This is a genomic window from Bacteroides caecimuris (genome assembly GCF_001688725.2).
In the GTDB taxonomy this organism is placed as follows: Bacteria; Bacteroidota; Bacteroidia; order Bacteroidales; family Bacteroidaceae; genus Bacteroides; species Bacteroides caecimuris.
This window is the reverse complement of sequence record NZ_CP015401.2, coordinates 2,674,979-2,691,668: the sequence shown is the minus strand read 5'-3', so window position 1 is coordinate 2,691,668 and position 16,690 is coordinate 2,674,979. Positions and strand designations below refer to the sequence as shown.

The window sequence follows — 16,690 nt, the reverse complement described above, 5'->3', positions numbered from 1 at the left end:
TCTATCTCCCCCTAATCTAGTTAAATGCGTTCAAAATTACCTAAAATAAAAATACTATGAAAATGAGTAAGAAAATATTTATCATATTTTCGATGATTTTGCTATGGATACCAGATATATCTTTGGGTAAAGATATAAGGTTCGAACTGGAAAGGCCTGTCATCCCTGTTTTGGTCAAAAAGCAGATTAATCCGACTGTTAAGGCAACTTTGATTCAAACAAACAGCCGTCCTTACACTATCCGGCAGATTGATGTCGACTTGCAAGAAAGTACCGACTTGTCTGATATCCTTTCTGTTGCGGTATATGGAACTCATAAAAACGGGCTGATAGATGAATCCCGTCTGATATGTAAACCGATGCCCGCTGCACGGAAGATATCTTTTACAGATAATATACAAGTGAAAGATGATTCCTTGTCTTTTTGGATAGCAGTGACATTGAAGGATACGGTTCCACTGACACACCGCATTAGTGTGAATTGCAGCCGGATAAAAACCAGCCGGGGAGAACTGAAAGTCTCGAATAAGGAGGCTATTCCCCTAAGAGTGGGAGTGGCATTAAGACAGAAAGGACAGGATGGTATCGTTTCTTCACGTATTCCGGGATTGGCTACCAGTAACAACGGAACTCTGCTGGCTATATTTGATGCCCGTTATGATTTGGCTCGCGATTTGCAGGGAAACATAGATATCGCTCTTCATCGTAGCTTTGACAAAGGACTGACATGGCAACCCATCCAGACGGTGTTGGATATGGGAGAATGGGGAGGACTTCCGCAAAAGTTTAATGGAGTGAGTGATGCGTGCATCCTTGTGGATAAAAACACAAATGATATTTATATAGCCGGATTGTGGATGCACGGTGCATTGGATGATAATGGCAAGTGGATAGAGGGCTTGAATGAAAACAGTACTTACTGGATACACCAGTGGCGAAAGAAGGGCTCACAACCCGGAATCGGTCTGAAAGAGACCTGTCAGTTCCTGATAACTAAAAGCACGGATGACGGACTGACATGGAGTTTCCCCGATAATATAACTGGTAAAACCAAACGTCCTGAATGGTGGTTGTTTGCTCCGGCTCCCGGACAAGGAATAACACTGGCGGATGGTACTTTGGTCTTTCCTACACAAGGACGTGATGATAAGGGAGCAGCATTCTCCAATATTACATATAGTAAAGACCACGGAAAGACATGGACAACCAGCAATCCGGCTTATTCGAATGTGACGGAATGTAATGCAGCCCAATTAAGTGACGGTACTGTAATGCTGAATATGCGCGATAACAGAAACCGGGGGAATAAAGAAGTGAATGGCCGGAGAATCTGTACGACAACAGACTTGGGCGAGACATGGACAGAGCATCTCACGTCACGAAAAGCATTGGTGGAACCGACGTGTATGGCAAGTTTACATCGCCATGATTATACTGTGGACGGAGAAAAGAAAAGCATACTATTATTTGCCAATCCCAGTGATTATAAGACACGGGATAAATTGACCTTGAAAGTTAGTTTTGACGACGGAATGACATGGCCTGAGAAATACTGGATTCTGTTTGACCAATATCGTAGTGCAGGTTATTCCAGCATCACGTCAATAGATGAAAATTCAATAGGGATATTATATGAAAGCAGTCAGGCAAATATGGCTTTTATTAAAATTGATTTGGCGGAAATTTTAAACAGGTAGGTTATGAACAGTAAAATTCCAAATATATATCCTTGGGTGGTAGTCGGATTGTTATGGGGAGTTGCTTTACTCAACTATATGGACAGGCAGATGCTCTCTACCATGCGGATTCCTATGATGGCAGATGTCCGTGAACTGGAATCGGCAGCCAATTTCGGCAGATTGATGGCGGTCTTCCTGTGGATATACGGACTGATGAGTCCCATTTCCGGGATTATCGGTGACCGTATGAGCCGCAAATGGTTGATCGTAGGAAGTTTGTGTGTATGGTCCGGAGTTACTTTCCTGATGGGATATGCCACTACTTTTGACCAGCTTTACTGGCTTCGTGGAATTATGGGAATAAGCGAAGCATTGTATTTACCCGCCGCCCTGTCTCTGATAGCTGATTTTCATCAGGATAAGACGCGTTCGCTGGCAGTGGGAATACACATGACGGGACTTTATGTCGGGCAGGCAATAGGTGGTTTTGGAGCTACTTTTGCTGCCATGTATTCTTGGCATAGTACATTCCACTGGTTTGGTATTATTGGTATAGGATATGGCGTCGTTCTGGCTTTTTTCTTACGGGATAAGGAAAGGGGAACTGTCTCTGCCATACAAGAGAAAGTGAAAAAGATACCGGTTCTGAAAAGCTTGGGAATGTTGTTCTCCAACGTCTTTTTCTGGATTATCTTGTTTTACTTCTGCGTGCCGGGCACTCCGGGATGGGCGGCGAAAAACTGGTTGCCGACTCTCTTTTCTGAGAGCCTGTCTATTGATATTTCCGTGGCAGGACCGATGTCTACCATCTCCATCGCTTTATCTTCACTGTTCGGAGTATTAGCCGGCGGATATATATCCGACCGATGGGTGCTCAAAAATGTGCGCGGAAGAGTATATACGGGAGCTTTGGGATTGGCTTTTATTATCCCCTCTTTATTGTTCATCGGATTCGGTCATTCCATTTTCGCATTGGTGATGGGAACGGTTCTGTTCGGAGCGGGATTCGGAATGTTCGACGCAAATAATATGCCGATTCTTTGCCAGTTTGTTTCAGCCCGTTACAGGGCAACGGCTTATGGTATTATGAATATGTGCGGAGTATTTGCGGGAGCGGCAATAACCAGTATTCTGGGAGAATCTACGGATGCCGGACATTTGGGACGAGATTTCGCGCTTCTGGCAATATTCGTATTGATAATGCTGGTCATTTTGGTCACCTGTCTGCGACCTAAGACCATCGATATGAAGGATTAATTTTCAAATTTTAATTTTATATTTTATGAAAAACTCAATAAAGCATACGAATAAAATATTATCGGTGTTATTTGCTTTTTTATTTATTTCCCTAAATATTCAAGCAGATGATATCAGTTCTAAAGAAATTAAAGTCTCTGGTATAATACAAGATCAAAATGGGGTAGAATTACCCGGAGTTTCAATTTCAGTAAAAGGAATGGATAAAGGTACCATTACTAATATAGCTGGTGAATTCTCAATAATGGTTTCTCCTGACGCTACTCTTATTGTTTCTTTTGTAGGAATGGAAACAAAAGAAATTGCAGTCAAAGGGCGTAGAAATATTGTCATTGTTTTGAAAGAGAGTTCTGTATTGCTTGATGAAGTTGTAGCTATAGGTTATGGAAAACAATCAAGGGCATTAATAACCAATTCTATTTCTAAGATAAATAAGGAAGAATTCCAGAAGGCACCTGGACAGAATCCATTATTACAGTTACAAGGAAAAGTGCCTGGTTTGTCTTTACAGATTTCTAGTGGGCAGCCTGGAGCTGATCCTCAATTATTTATTCGTGGAGGAAGTTCAACTTCGCCGGAAAGTGATACGCCTTTAATAATTATTGATGGTATAATATCACAAGGTTTTAGAAATATATCAGATATGAATCCGGCAGATATAGAATCTATAGAGGTCTTGAAAGATGCTGCTTCTACTGCTATCTATGGTTCCAGAGCAGCTAATGGTATTATTCTTGTCAAAACTAAATCCGGTCAGAAAGGGAAACCTGTTGTAAGTCTGCGATACACATACGGAGTGGAACAACAACCTCAGCGAATCCCATTATTGAATGCACGGGATTATATAACATTATCTCGTTCGAATATTGCTAAATTTAATCAGGCAGACTTAACTTATAATGGAAAAGAAGATCAGGCTAAATTTTTGAGCGGTTCATTTGGTATGTCAACCGGAAATCCTAGAAATTCAAAGAATACGCTTGAGTTTTTGGATGTTTATCTTCAAAAGTATGGTCAAGGTTACGTCAGTAACTTGTTGGAAAACGAAGGATGGCAGACAATGGCAGATCCTGTTACAGGTAAACAACTTATTTTTCAGGATAATGACTTTCAGAAAGCCACCTTTACAACTGGGCAGAAGCATGAAATAGATTTGAGCATTAGTGGAGGGACGGAAGCTATTAACTATTATGTAGGATTAAGATATTTGAATCAGGATGGTATTCTTCGAGGTACGAATTATAAGAATTACAGCGTTTTGTTTAATGGAAACTATAAATTGAGTGAATCATGGAGTCTGTCTACTAAAGCTAGTTTGCAGGTGAGAGATGCTGTAGGAGGTGGAAATACAGTTAATACCATATCACGAAGCATATTGACTCCACCAACTTATCGCTTGTATTATGAAGATGGAACTCCGGCTCCAGGTGAAGGAATTTCGTCTTTCAGAAGCAGATTGCATGAAATTTATTATAAGACTAACTATGATGATACCAATGTATATAGGACAACTTTCCAATTAGGTGCAATTTGGAATATTCTGCCTGGTTTGATATTAAAACCTACAGCCTACTATTTCGGTACGGAAGGTCTAGAAAATTATTTTCAGGCAGATAATGAAACAACCGGAAATACAATTCGTCCGGCTTCTGCTAAACATAATTTTGACAGGCATTTGCAGGGAGATTTAGTGCTTTCGTATGATAAGAAAGTGAAAGAACATAATATTGGAGTCGTAGCAGGTGCCAGCTATACTCATGATTATAGTTATAGGCTTTCTGCAAGTGGCAGTGGTTCTTCCATAGATTTAATTCCGACATTAAATGCAACGGCAGATAGTACTCAGCGGGCAAGTTCGACTAAAACAATGGAAGCCACTTTGAGTTATTTCGGACGTGTAAATTATGATTATAATGGCAAATATCTTTTCTCTATCAGTATGCGTGCCGATGGTTCTTCGCGATTTGCGGAAGATAATAAATGGGGATTTTTCCCGGGAGTATCTGCTGGGTGGAATATGCATCGGGAAAACTTCTATAAACCATTGGAAGCTATCGTTAGTCGTTGGAAATGGCGTGCTAGTTGGGGGCGCACAGGTAACAACAATTTGAGTGTGGCTAATTCGAGAGGAGAATATAAGATTACAGATACCAACTATCAGGGCTCTGTCGGCATATTAAATACAACATTGAAAAATGCGCAGTTGCGCTGGGAAACAACAGAATCCTATGACATTGGGGTTGATTTGGGCTTTTTCAATAATAGATTAGGACTGTTAATCGACTATTACAACAAACTGACATTTGACAGATTGTATGATGAACCTTTATGGAGTTCTACCGGATTTAGTTCTATTAAGAGTAACTATGGATCTGTAAGAAACTCCGGAGTAGAGATTGAGTTGAATGCTACTCCTATTCAAACTAAAGATTTCTCATGGGATTTAGGATTGACATTTGCTTATAACAAAGGAGTGGTAGTAGACTTACCGGATAATGGAGAAGAAAGGCATCGTGTAGGAGGAAACTTTGTTTATGATCCTGCAACTGGAGGAACAAAAAAAGTGGGTGGTATTGCCGAAGGTGAGAGATTTGGCGGAAGATGGGCTTTTCATTACTTGGGAACATATCAGACTGAAGAAGAAGCGGCCAAGGCACCTAATGACCCGAACGCACAAGGAAGAAAGAAACATGCGGGAGATGCAATATTTGAAGATGTAAATAATGATGGACAATTGGACTCTAAAGACATGATTTTCATGGGATATGTTCGTCCTGATAAAGTCGGAGGAATTATTAATACATTGAAATACAAAGGACTAACTGTACGAATTGTTATGGACTGGGCTATGGGGCATGTAATAGACAATGGCTTCAAAGGACAGATAATGGGTAGCTCACGTAATAATAATAATGCCATCAAAGAGGCAATGACCAATTCTTGGCAGAGTGCGAATGATGGGAGCAAATATCCTAAATATACTGTTCAGAGCGACTATGATTATCAATATAGAAATCATATGAGATGGGATAATCAGATCGGAAGCTCTGCAAGTGGTAGTACTAATAATAGCTTGTATTTTAGCAAGGGAGATTACCTGGCATTCAGGGAAGTGTCTTTAAGTTATATGTTGCCGTTATCTTGGATTAGAAAGATGAGACTCAGTGCTGTGGAAGTTTTTGCAGGAGCGTATAATATTGGTTATATAAAAAAATATGATGGCATGTTTCCTGAAATATATACTGGTGTTGACTATGGTATTTATCCGAGACCCAGACAATATAACATGGGAGTAAAAATTAATTTCTAATTAAATAAGACTCATAATTATGAAACAATTTAAATCAATACTATTAGGCATTTCTTTATTCTTGTTACATTCGTGTAACTTACTGGATGTAGATACTGTTTCAAGCATTACCGGAGATGGATACTGGAATACAAAAGGCGATGTAGAAAGTTATATGATCGGTATTTATACCAAATTGCGCGATACATCGAATTCTACTCTTCATTTTGAAGACAGAGGAGATGCCTTTACAACAGGGCTGGAAGGTGGCCCTTCTAATTTATGGGCGCAAAACCTCACATCGCAAAATGGTTATAGCTGGTCGAGCTATTACTCTGTAATACAACATTGTAATATGTTACTGAAGTATACTCCCGGAATAGATTTTGGTGTAGAGGCTGATAAAAACAGATTATTGGCAGAGGCGTATTGTATCAGAGGGTATATGTATTTCTGTATTGCCCGGATATGGGGGGATGCCCCTTTGGAACTGGAACCGACAGAAAGTTCAAATAAGCCTAAGTTAGCAAGAGAACCCGCGGAGGAAGTTTTGGCACGTGCTCTAAGTGATGTAAATACGGCAATTGATCTTTTTCCGGAAGAAAGTTATGCAAATGGAAAAGGAAGGGCATCGAAGCCGGCATGCTATGCATTGAAAGCCGATATTTTGCTATGGAAAGCAAAAGTGATGAATGGATCGGAACAAGATTTGAAAGATGTCATAACTTATGCGGATTTGGCAAGTAAAGGACTTTCACTGGAAGATAACTTTGCAGATATTTATGGAACTAAATATGGGAAAGAAGTGATATGGACTATCCATTTCGAAATTTATGAAAAGGAAGCTCAGTATAGTCAGAGTCTGAAGCCAAGAGATGTTTTTGTAGAAAAGGCGGTCAATAAGGATGAAATTCCTTATGCTAAAGGAGGAGCTCGCAGCACTTATGCACCAAGTCCGTTTTTGATAGGTCTTTTTAATGCTAATCCGGCAGATATCAGAACCAAAGACTCTTATATCACTGCAAAGGATGCGGACGGAAATGAAATAGGGACCTTTGATAATAAGATGAAGGGAACAAAAACAGAAGGAGATCGTACCTATGACTCAGATATAGTTATATATCGGCTTGCAGAGATGTATTTATTTAAAGCAGAAGCTTATGCGGCGTTAAATCAAACGCCACAGGCTATTATTGAACTGAATAGAGTCAGAGATCGTGCCAAGATTGGAACTTATAATGGAAGTACCAATAAAATAGCAGTGGAGAAAGAAATTCTGAACGAGCGTGCAAGAGAGTTATATCTTGAGAGGAAAAGATGGCCCGATCTTCTTAGATTTCATTATGGTGGAACGATTGATGTTTATCAGGAGGTCCCGAACTTAAAGAAAAAAGTCGATGATAATATTATCATTCCATTATATCTTGCAATCCCATTGAGCGATATAAATATCAATCCTAATTTAAAACAAACTCAAGGATATGAAAACCTATAAGATTATTACATGTATATTTCTTTTTATAAGTATGTTTACACAAGCTTGTCAAAAAGATGATGAGACACAAGGAAACCCAACTCCTGTTCCACCGGAAGAAGAAGTGCCTTCGTCCGAATTCAACTATATTTATAATCAAGGGACGGATGGTTTTGAACTCTATCGAATACCTGCTATTGTTAAAAGTAAAAGCAATACTTTATTAGCTTTTGCTGAAGCTAGAAAAGCTCGAAGTAATGGAGATAGCGGAGATATAGATCTTGTAGTCAAACGTTCGTCGGATAATGGAAAAACATGGAGTAAACAGATTACGATATGGAATGATGGACAAAACACTTGTGGAAATCCCGTGCCTATTGTTGACGACAGAGGTAGAATACATCTGCTTATGACTTGGAATTTCCAGACTGATAAATGGGGAGCAATAACCAATGGTACCGGAGAAGACAGCCGACGTCCGTACTATACATATTCTGATGATGACGGCATTACTTGGGCGCAACCAGTTGAAATAACTTCTTCTGTAAAAAAAGAAAAATGGGATTGGTATGCTACCGGTCCGTGCCATGGTATTCAGATTCAAAAGGGAATACATAAAGGAAGATTAGTTGCTCCAAACTATTTTACAACTCGGGAGAGTGGAAAGGTCACGAGTTATTCTCACATCATTTATTCTGATGATTACGGAAAAACATGGAAACCAGGAGAACCTACTCCTGTCGGTGGTGTTGGAGAGTGTTCTGTAGCCGAGATAGGAGAGGGAACATTAATGTTGAATATGAGAGCAGATGAAGGCTTTTATCGGAAAAGTTGTACTAGCATGGATGGAGGACTTACTTGGTCTTCACCTCAAATTAGCATTGATCAAATAGACTGTAAGTGTCAGGGTAGTATATTATCAATAGGAGGAGCTGTTTTTCTTTCGAATGCTGCTTCCGCTACGGAACGTATTAATATGACTATCAAAAAAAGTACGGATAATGGGAAGAATTGGAAGGGACAATATACAGTTTATGAAGGTAACTCTGGTTACTCTGATATAGTTGAGCTCTCTGATTCACAGATTGCTATTATCTATGAGGGAGGAGAAAAACGATATACGGATGGGCTGGCATTTAAAGTTGTTAGCATAAAATCAATACAATGAATTTAATACATTACTGATATGAAAAGAAAAACTATATATTTATTACGGTGTATTGTTGTGATATTGTTATTGGCTTGTTCTGAAGATGATTTGCAGTCCCTGCAAGCTGCTTTCGAATCAGATCTTCAGGAAGTCACAATCGGAGAAAGTATTACTTTCAAAGACATATCTACTGGTGACCCTTCTAAATGGAATTGGCGGTTCGAAGGTGGAGAACCAGAAACCTCAATCTTATTTAGTCCTAATGTTGTATATAATAAGCCTGGAGTTTATTCGGTTACCTTGTCTGTTGGACGCGGAGAAGAAGCAAACGAAATGGTGAAGGAACAATATATTACTGTTAACTATCCGTCGCAGATAACTGTTGACTTCTCTGCAGATAAAACTACTGCTACAAATGAAGATGTTATTTCTTTTAAAGATTTGTCCAAAGGACATCCGAATGAGTGGTTATGGAGTTTCACACCTAAAGAAGGTGGGGCAATTATCACTTCAACAGAACAAAATCCACAAATGACACTTTCTCCGGGAATCTATACTGTTAAATTGACAGCTAAGAATCCCAAAACGTCTTCAGACAAAGTAAGAGAGGATTATATTACTGTTATTGATAAAAATGCGATTGCCGCTGATTTTGGTGCACAATGCCGGAATACTTATGCCGGGGGATATATTAACTTCTTGGATAAGACATTAGGAACGGTTGAAGAATGGGAATGGACATTTGAAGGAGGTACTCCAACCAGTTCTGTAGAACAAAATCCTATAGTGCAATATAATAATCCGGGAAAATACAAAGTGACATTGAAAGCTAAAAACTCAGTAAATAGCTCTACGAAAGAGAAAGAGAGTTATGTATATGTTGTTTCTGCAGAAAAGTTAGTATTGTATTTGCCATTCGATGGTGATAATAAAGATGCAGGTCCCAATCAATTGAACCCTGAAGAGCTTACGGCAGGAGCTGGTTCCAGTGTATATAATTCTCAGGCGCGCTTTTCTGGAGAAAGTGCTGAATGTCGATTTGCAGCACACTTCCAAGGTGACAAGCAAAATTATTCAATTTTGTCTATTCCTGAAGAAGGATTGAAGAATCATTATACGGATAGTGAATTTACAGTTGCATTTTGGGTAAAGGTTTCAAATATGACAGCTAAGAATGCAGTCTTTCATCAAGGTGTGGGACCTGGTGCTACTTACACCGATCCTGTGCCCAGACAAAGTTGGTTTAGACTTGATACCAGTGGTAAAACTGTTGTTTTCTGTGTAGAATACAAGGGAAAAGCAGGAAACTGGGCTGAATATGAAGGTAAACGAATGGATGACGGTGAGTGGCATCACTATGTATGTATTTATCAGAAAGTGGATGGAAAAAGAGATAGTTATTTGTATATCGATGGGCAGAAGGTTATTGAAAAGAAAGGGGGTGTTGACAAGGTGGTAGATAATTGGCCATACTATATTGGTTGTAACTATCGATTTACCAATGGAGAATTTGCACCTGAGAACTTCTTGAATGGTTATCTGGATGACTTTATTTTGTATAACAGAATATTGTCAGAAGAAGAAATACAAGATTTATACAATAACTAAAAACTAATTGTGGAACTTCTCTTTTAATCAGTAAAAGAGAAGTTCCACATTCAATTAAAATATCAGAATATGAAAAAACTTTTTCTATTATCAATGCTGGGTCTGCGATTGATATGTTAGCATGAAACGAACAATTAGCTGTTTTGATTTATGGTTGGTATGGAGGATAATCTGGATTTGTTTATTATTTAATGGTGTAGTTGTCTTATTTATTGGGCCAATTCTGTATATTTGCAACCATTATACTACAATATCATGAAAATTATATTTATTAACACACTTCGTGTACTGATGCTTTTTATATTTATTTTTTCGTGTGGTATCAGTTGCGTTGTTTATGAAGATACATTGGTTGACTGGTGGATACCTGTTGGAGTGGTACTTATAGTAGTGATAGCAACAATTCCTTTCTATAAAGGATGGATTTGGCTGACAACAATGGATGATAAAGTAATTAATTGTTGTTGCCATCTGGTTTGTGTCGGTGCTATCAGTTGCGTATTGTTTCTTGGGGGAAATTACTGGTTCGCCGATTCTGCTTCCGCGCATGAAGAAGAAGTCATGGTACAGAATAAATATATAGAAACACATAAGAAAAGCCGTAGAGTCGGCAGACACCGTTATGTACCGGATGGCGTTCGTAAAGAATATTATTTGCAGGTAACTTTTGAAAATGGGAATGTAGAAACATTGCATGTATCTCCTTCTACTTATAATAAAACAAAGACAGGCCGGTCGAAGATTCTGACTCTGCAAAAGGGCTTATTTGGGTTGCCTGTAATTACCAAAGGACTTTAATAAAAGTCACGTCACCTTTAGAATGGGGTATATATTCTTTGCTAAGTTCTTCTAGAATCGGGTACATCACTTTACAAGGCTTGCACCAAGTAGCTGACAGAAACTCTTGGAAAAACTTCCCTCGGATAGTTATCGAACACTAAAATTTGTCTATTAATCTTTGGAAGATATAAAATTAAGCACTATTTTTGCCACGATAAAATGAGTATTCACCCTTTAAAATTGATGGAAAGGGTATTAATTATGTTAGAGTTATAATATTTTCAAATTAGGACTAAGTTGTCTCGTCGGGAAGATTAGGCTTTGCAACTTATTATTTTTTATATTGAACTGATGGTTCTTACATTGACCGCAATTCTACTAACAGGCGGCAATGGTTGATTAGTCCTGCAATCATATTTATTATTTTTAAAATTAATCACTTCAATGCGGTGGGAGGGTATTTTATGTCCGTATCCTAAGCATTGGTATCACGTGTATTGCATCGTTGTTTGCTGGTGAGGCTGACAGGGAATGCTGTATGCGAACAGAAAAAAGTATGGGAATACGATTAAAAGATTTAAGTAAAATAGGATACCGGGATAATGTTGCCCGCAGTCTGGTGGTGGATATTGTGAACAAACATTGCAAGCATGCCACCAAAGAACAGATTGAAATGACATTGAGCGATATACTTGAGCATCCCGAATCTTACAAAAACAATGAAATATGGAATAAGCTTGCCGAACGCCTTTCGCCGACTATAATAGCGAAAGAGTTTACAGCTTATGATTTACTGGACGAGCCGCTAATGTATAAAACCTACGGGGGAAAATTCATTGAGACGCTCGCCAAACAACAAATGAACCTGGCGATGCGTCTGCCTGTGACGGTAGCCGGAGCATTGATGCCTGACGCTCATGCCGGATACGGGTTACCTATCGGTGGAGTGCTTGCTACGGATAATGTGGTGATTCCGTATGCCGTAGGAGTTGATATTGGCTGCCGGATGAGCTTGACGGTATTTGATGCCGGTGTAGATTTCTTGAAACGGTATTCGTATCAGATGAAGGAAGCCTTGAAGGATTTCACCCATTTCGGTATGGACGGCGGATTGGGCCTTGAGCAGGAACATGAAGTGTTGGATAGGGAAGAATTCCGGCTGACTCCTTTATTGAGGGATTTGCACGGAAAGGCGGTACGCCAGCTTGGAAGTTCCGGTGGTGGCAACCATTTTGTGGAGTTCGGCGAGATTACTCTGCAAGAAAATAACGTGTTGAACCTTCCAGAAGGAAGTTACTTGGCGTTGCTGTCACATTCCGGTTCACGAGGGTTAGGGGCTGCCATTGCCAAACATTACAGCCTGTTGGCGCGTGAAGTATGCCGGCTTCCCCGTGAAGCGCAGCATTTCGCCTGGCTGGATTTGGATTCCGAAGCAGGGCAGGAGTATTGGATGAGCATGAACCTGGCAGGCGACTATGCCCGTGCCTGTCACGAACGGATTCATCTGAACCTGGCGAAAGCCTTAGGGTTGAAGCCTCTCGCTAATGTCAATAATCATCACAACTTTGCTTGGAAAGAAGAAATTGCTCAGGGACGTATGGCAATTGTGCATCGCAAAGGGGCTACTCCGGCACAAGAAGGGCAGCCGGGATTGATTCCCGGCAGCATGGCTACGGCAGGATACCTCGTTTGTGGCAAGGGAGTGGAAGACGCTTTGAACTCTGCTTCTCACGGTGCAGGCAGAGCCATGTCCCGCCAAAAGGCGAAGGACAGCTTTACGCAATCGGCTTTGAAAAAGATGTTGTCGCAAGCCGGAGTGACCTTGATTGGCGGAAGTGTGGAAGAAATGCCGTTGGCATACAAAGACATCGACCGGGTGATGCATACGCAAGAGACGCTGGTGGAAGTGCAGGGTAGATTTATGCCTCGCATTGTACGAATGAATAAGGAGTGATGCGATGAAAGAGAAAGTCTATTTGCAAATTAATTAAAGAAGAAGAAAATGATATCAGAGAAATATGGTCGTACCTATCACTATCCGTTCTCTCCCGGAACGACTAGTGATGACCGGATTAATCATACGTATTGGGAGGACATCCAACGGATTGGGACATTGGTACATACCGAAAAGTTGGACGGAGAGAATAATTGTTTGAGCCAGTGGGGTGTCTTTGCCCGTTCGCATGCTGCGCCTACCACTTCACCGTGGACGAGGCAACTGCGTGAACGTTGGGAGCTGATAAAGAATGATTTAGGCGATATAGAAATCTTCGGAGAGAATCTGTATGCCGTACATTCTATTGAATATCAGCGGTTGGAAACGCATTTCTATGTGTTTGCGGTCCGTTACATGGACCAATGGCTGGCATGGGAGGAAGTGAAGTTTTATGCGGCTTTATTTGATTTTCCTACTGTCCCGGAGTTGAAGATAGAGCCTGTTTCCGGTTTGACGCCGGAGCTTCTGAAACAGGAAATCATCCGTATGTCACAAGAACCGTCGGTCTTCGGTTCTTGTGACCCGTGGACAAAAGAAGCTTGTACCCGCGAAGGGGTAGTCAGCCGTAATATCGAAGAGTATCCGGTAAGCGGATTTGCGCAGAATGTATTTAAGTATGTGCGGAAAGGGCACGTCAAGACAGATGAGCATTGGACGCGTAACTGGAAACGTGCCCGGCTTACCTGGGAATTTGCTAATGAAAAGGAGGAATAAGTTATGGATTGGAAATTGATAGAAGATAAATCGTGGAGTTCACTCGAACGACAGTTCGAGTGGGTGCGCGAAATGAATACCGTTCCGCAGGATACTCGTTATCATGCGGAAGGGAATGTAGCAATACACACCCGTATGGTGTTAGAAGTATTGCAGCAATCTGCTGTTTATCAGTATCTTTCTGTTTTGGAGAAAGAAATAGTATGGACAGCCGCATTATTGCATGATGTGGAGAAACGTTCGACCTCTGTGGATGAGGGAGAGGGAAGAGTGTCTGCCAAAGGACATGCCCGGAAAGGGGAATACACTGCCCGTACTATTCTATATCGGGATTGTACCGCCCCCTTCCATATCCGGGAACAGATTGCGTCTTTAGTCCGTTATCATGGGCTACCCATTTGGTTGATGGAAAAGCCGGACTCTGTAAAAAAGCTCTGCGAGGCTTCTTTGCGGGTAGATACTTCATTATTGAAGATGCTGTCCGAAGCCGATGTCAGGGGACGTATCTGTGACGATAAAAAAGAGTTATTGGAAGCTGTGGAACTATTTGAGATTTTCTGCCGCGAACAAGATTGTTGGAACAAACCGAGAGAGTTCGCCACTGATTATGCACGCTTTCATTACTTCCATACAGAAGGTGGTTATATTGATTACATCCCTCACGAACAGTTTAAATGTGAAGTCACGATGTTGTCAGGGCTTCCGGGAATGGGAAAAGATTATTATATCCAATCTTCAGGCATGGATATGCCGGTGGTGAGCTTGGATGCCATTCGTCGAAAACACAAATTGAGTCCTACGGATAAATCAGCAAACGGGTGGGTAGTGCAAACGGCAAAGGAAGAAGCACGGACGTATCTTCGCAAAGGGCAGGATTTTGTTTGGAATGCAACAAACATTACCCGTCAGATGCGTGCACAACTGATAGACTTGTTTGTGGATTATGGTGCAAAAGTGAAAATTGTATATCTGGAACAACCCTATCACATTTGGCGTCAACAGAATAAGAACAGGGAATATGCACTTCCCGAATCCGTATTGGATAAGATGTTGGATAAACTGGAGGTTCCTTTGTTGACGGAAGCGCATGAGGTGGTGTATCATGTGGTATAGTCAAGGAGTATTATACTCCGGCTTTTCAAACTATTCGCAAATCAATTTGCAGGATATTAGGAGAAAAGCCGGAGTTATCTATTTATTTCTTGAGTATTCTTTTTTTATAGTTGGTATTCGTTAAGTTCATTGTCTCGAAAACACCTTTATAAAACACGGCGTGGTTATTGAATACACAAGGCTAGTCTTTTGTCTTTTGAAGTCACAGGTCATTTACTCTTTTATCTCCGGTACCAATATAAACTTCGTATCCGGGAAATACTTCTTCAACCAGTTTTGAATAAAATTCATCGTATCATTCTGAATCGTTTTATCTTTTACGGTAGGATACATATTATAAAGTACAGTATCCAATACAATACCGCGCTTTTGTATAGCTTCAAGGCTAAGCAACGTATGATTGATGCTTCCCAATTTGCCGGAAGTAACAAAGATAAGCGGATAGTTTTCTTGGGCAATGTAGTCTATTGTCAGAAGTTCGGTGGTTAATGGAACCATTAGTCCGCCTGCTCCTTCAAGTAAAACAGAGTCATATCGTTCACTCAATTCTTCAGTAGCATGTTTGATTTTATCGAAGTCGATAGGGCGGTTATCCAGTTGGGAAGCGAGATGCGGAGAGGCAGGATAAGAGAAGATTTCCGGCATAGTGAGTCCTTCTTCATCTTCTTTAGTGAAGGGGATTCCCATGATACGACGATGCAAATCAATATCCTCGGAATGACCGATGTTTCCTGTTTGGATCAACTTTTGAGTAATGGTACGTTGTCCGTTCTTGTTCCATTCACGGGCTAAAAAACCGGTGGCATAGCTTTTCCCGGCATCTGTGTCGATACCGCTTACGAAATATACATTCTGTTTCATATTTTTTTCTTTTTTGCGATGATATAAATAGGGTGATAGGTCAGAGACACTGAAGTGCCTTGGGCAAATTCTTGTGTGTAACGTTCGCTGAATAACTGCAAGTCACGACGTGTCCGCAGTTGTTGGGAAGAGGTGCCGGATATGCCGGTTACTCCTGTCTGCTTCAAATGATAAAGTACTTTTAGTGGGTTATCAAATGAAAGAGAAATAAGTTCTTCTTCCGAATGGAGTATGTCAAAGTGAGTCGACAAGGCTGCTACAAGTTCTTCCCGTGAACGATAAGGAAGTCCGTTTCCCGTTAGCTCTCGTATTTCTTTCATATTCTCTTTCCCGAAAGTGCTGAAAGCGAAATAGCCTTGTTTGTTGAGTAAAGCATTACATTTTTTGAAAAAGTTCTCGGGAGATTCAAACCATTGCAGAGCCGAGCAGGAAGTTATCAGTGTGCTTTCAGCGGGGAAAGGAACAGTTTCTGCATCTCCCGGAAGAAAGGATACTTGCTCTTTTCTTAATATATCCTCACAGCAGTACTTCATTTCCGGGCAAAGGTCGTTTAGGAATAATTCTTCCGGTCGTAGAGCCTGAAGTAGCATCCGGGAATAAATACCTGTGCCGCATCCGAACTCAATCACTTTTGAACAGGGAAAGGATATGTATTCTGTAAGCAGGTGAATCATTTTATCTGCTATCTGCCGCTGTACATTTGCTTCCTGTGGATAAGTGGGAATGGCTCTAGAGAAACGTTCGGCAATTAGTTGTTTATCCATAAATC

General features: G+C 40.6%; 13 protein-coding genes and 1 pseudogene. 10 read left to right on the top strand and 4 right to left on the bottom strand.

All coding sequences use genetic code 11. The features are described from left to right. Nucleotides 1-56 precede the first annotated feature (56 nt). The 7 genes from A4V03_RS11670 (at nt 57) to A4V03_RS11640 (ending at nt 11,255) form a co-directional block, all read left to right on the top strand. On the top strand, nt 57-1,697 hold the full coding sequence (locus tag A4V03_RS11670; protein ID WP_065539009.1) for a sialidase family protein: 1,641 nt from the start codon (nt 57-59) through the stop codon (nt 1,695-1,697). Nucleotides 1,698-1,700: 3 nt separating this feature from the next. Beyond that, the gene (locus tag A4V03_RS11665) at nt 1,701-2,936 is read left to right on the top strand and encodes an MFS transporter (protein ID WP_065539008.1); all 1,236 of its coding nucleotides are present in this window, start codon (nt 1,701-1,703) and stop codon (nt 2,934-2,936) included. 25 nt (nt 2,937-2,961) lie between these two features. Further along, nucleotides 2,962-6,246: a SusC/RagA family TonB-linked outer membrane protein gene (locus A4V03_RS11660; protein ID WP_065539007.1), complete on the top strand. Its 3,285-nt coding sequence runs from the start codon at nt 2,962-2,964 to the stop codon at nt 6,244-6,246. A 19-nt stretch (nt 6,247-6,265) separates the two neighbouring features. Continuing rightward, the gene (locus A4V03_RS11655) at nt 6,266-7,720 is read left to right on the top strand and encodes a RagB/SusD family nutrient uptake outer membrane protein (protein WP_004314820.1); all 1,455 of its coding nucleotides are present in this window, start codon (nt 6,266-6,268) and stop codon (nt 7,718-7,720) included. A gap of 31 nt (nt 7,721-7,751) precedes the next feature. Then, entirely contained in the window at nt 7,752-8,867 is a 1,116-nt protein-coding gene (locus tag A4V03_RS11650; protein ID WP_236588639.1) for a sialidase family protein, read from the top strand. 18 nt (nt 8,868-8,885) lie between these two features. Then, nucleotides 8,886-10,457 carry a PKD domain-containing protein gene (locus A4V03_RS11645; RefSeq protein ID WP_065539005.1) on the top strand — a complete coding sequence of 524 codons (1,572 nt, stop codon included), beginning with the start codon at nt 8,886-8,888 and terminating at the stop codon, nt 10,455-10,457. A 255-nt stretch (nt 10,458-10,712) separates the two neighbouring features. Further along, on the top strand, nt 10,713-11,255 hold the full coding sequence (locus A4V03_RS11640) for a DUF2500 family protein (protein ID WP_065539004.1): 543 nt from the start codon (nt 10,713-10,715) through the stop codon (nt 11,253-11,255). On the opposite strand, the gene A4V03_RS21675 is transcribed toward A4V03_RS11640, so the two are convergent. Further along, nucleotides 11,239-11,322: a hypothetical protein gene (locus A4V03_RS21675; RefSeq protein WP_071807674.1), complete on the bottom strand. Its 84-nt coding sequence runs from the start codon at nt 11,320-11,322 to the stop codon at nt 11,239-11,241. The genes A4V03_RS11640 and A4V03_RS21675 overlap by 17 nt on opposite strands. 471 nt (nt 11,323-11,793) lie before the next feature. Between A4V03_RS21675 and A4V03_RS11630 the strand changes: the two genes are divergently transcribed. From A4V03_RS11630 to A4V03_RS11620, 3 genes are read left to right on the top strand one after another with little or no spacing between them, the layout of a single operon-like run. Beyond that, the gene (locus A4V03_RS11630; protein ID WP_065540398.1) at nt 11,794-13,191 is read left to right on the top strand and encodes an RtcB family protein; all 1,398 of its coding nucleotides are present in this window, start codon (nt 11,794-11,796) and stop codon (nt 13,189-13,191) included. A gap of 48 nt (nt 13,192-13,239) precedes the next feature. Further along, the gene (locus A4V03_RS11625; RefSeq protein ID WP_065539003.1) at nt 13,240-13,947 is read left to right on the top strand and encodes an RNA ligase family protein; all 708 of its coding nucleotides are present in this window, start codon (nt 13,240-13,242) and stop codon (nt 13,945-13,947) included. Between the two features lie 3 nt (nt 13,948-13,950). Next, complete coding sequence (locus A4V03_RS11620; RefSeq protein ID WP_065539002.1) at nt 13,951-15,060, top strand: AAA family ATPase; 1,110 nt, start codon at nt 13,951-13,953, stop codon at nt 15,058-15,060. A gap of 82 nt (nt 15,061-15,142) precedes the next feature. On the opposite strand, the pseudogene A4V03_RS20785 reads toward A4V03_RS11620, so the two are convergent. The 3 genes and pseudogenes from A4V03_RS20785 to bioC all read right to left on the bottom strand — a co-directional run. Continuing rightward, nucleotides 15,143-15,232: pseudogene (locus tag A4V03_RS20785) on the bottom strand (GNAT family N-acetyltransferase); the annotation flags it as partial. Between the two features lie 41 nt (nt 15,233-15,273). After that, nucleotides 15,274-15,921 carry a dethiobiotin synthase gene (gene bioD / locus A4V03_RS11615; RefSeq protein WP_065539001.1) on the bottom strand — a complete coding sequence of 216 codons (648 nt, stop codon included), beginning with the start codon at nt 15,919-15,921 and terminating at the stop codon, nt 15,274-15,276. Beyond that, the gene (gene bioC, locus A4V03_RS11610) at nt 15,918-16,685 is read right to left on the bottom strand and encodes a malonyl-ACP O-methyltransferase BioC (RefSeq protein ID WP_065539000.1); all 768 of its coding nucleotides are present in this window, start codon (nt 16,683-16,685) and stop codon (nt 15,918-15,920) included. Before bioC ends, bioD begins: the two co-directional genes overlap by 4 nt. Between the last annotated feature and the right edge of the window lie 5 nt (nt 16,686-16,690).

Bases quoted from the DNA above. Each gene is read 5' to 3' on its own strand.
- A4V03_RS11655 (WP_004314820.1), top strand. From the start codon at position 6,266: ATGAAACAATTTAAATCAATACTATTAGGCATTTCTTTATTCTTGTTA.
- A4V03_RS11640 (WP_065539004.1), top strand. From the start codon at position 10,713: ATGAAAATTATATTTATTAACACACTTCGTGTACTGATGCTTTTTATA.
- bioD (WP_065539001.1), bottom strand. From the start codon at position 15,921: ATGAAACAGAATGTATATTTCGTAAGCGGTATCGACACAGATGCCGGG.
- A4V03_RS11620 (WP_065539002.1), top strand. From the start codon at position 13,951: ATGGATTGGAAATTGATAGAAGATAAATCGTGGAGTTCACTCGAACGA.
- A4V03_RS11630 (WP_065540398.1), top strand. From the start codon at position 11,794: ATGGGAATACGATTAAAAGATTTAAGTAAAATAGGATACCGGGATAAT.
- A4V03_RS11665 (WP_065539008.1), top strand. From the start codon at position 1,701: ATGAACAGTAAAATTCCAAATATATATCCTTGGGTGGTAGTCGGATTG.
- A4V03_RS11670 (WP_065539009.1), top strand. From the start codon at position 57: ATGAAAATGAGTAAGAAAATATTTATCATATTTTCGATGATTTTGCTA.
- A4V03_RS21675 (WP_071807674.1), bottom strand. From the start codon at position 11,322: ATGTACCCGATTCTAGAAGAACTTAGCAAAGAATATATACCCCATTCT.
- A4V03_RS11650 (WP_236588639.1), top strand. From the start codon at position 7,752: ATGTTTACACAAGCTTGTCAAAAAGATGATGAGACACAAGGAAACCCA.
- A4V03_RS11645 (WP_065539005.1), top strand. From the start codon at position 8,886: ATGAAAAGAAAAACTATATATTTATTACGGTGTATTGTTGTGATATTG.
- A4V03_RS11660 (WP_065539007.1), top strand. From the start codon at position 2,962: ATGAAAAACTCAATAAAGCATACGAATAAAATATTATCGGTGTTATTT.
- A4V03_RS11625 (WP_065539003.1), top strand. From the start codon at position 13,240: ATGATATCAGAGAAATATGGTCGTACCTATCACTATCCGTTCTCTCCC.
- bioC (WP_065539000.1), bottom strand. From the start codon at position 16,685: ATGGATAAACAACTAATTGCCGAACGTTTCTCTAGAGCCATTCCCACT.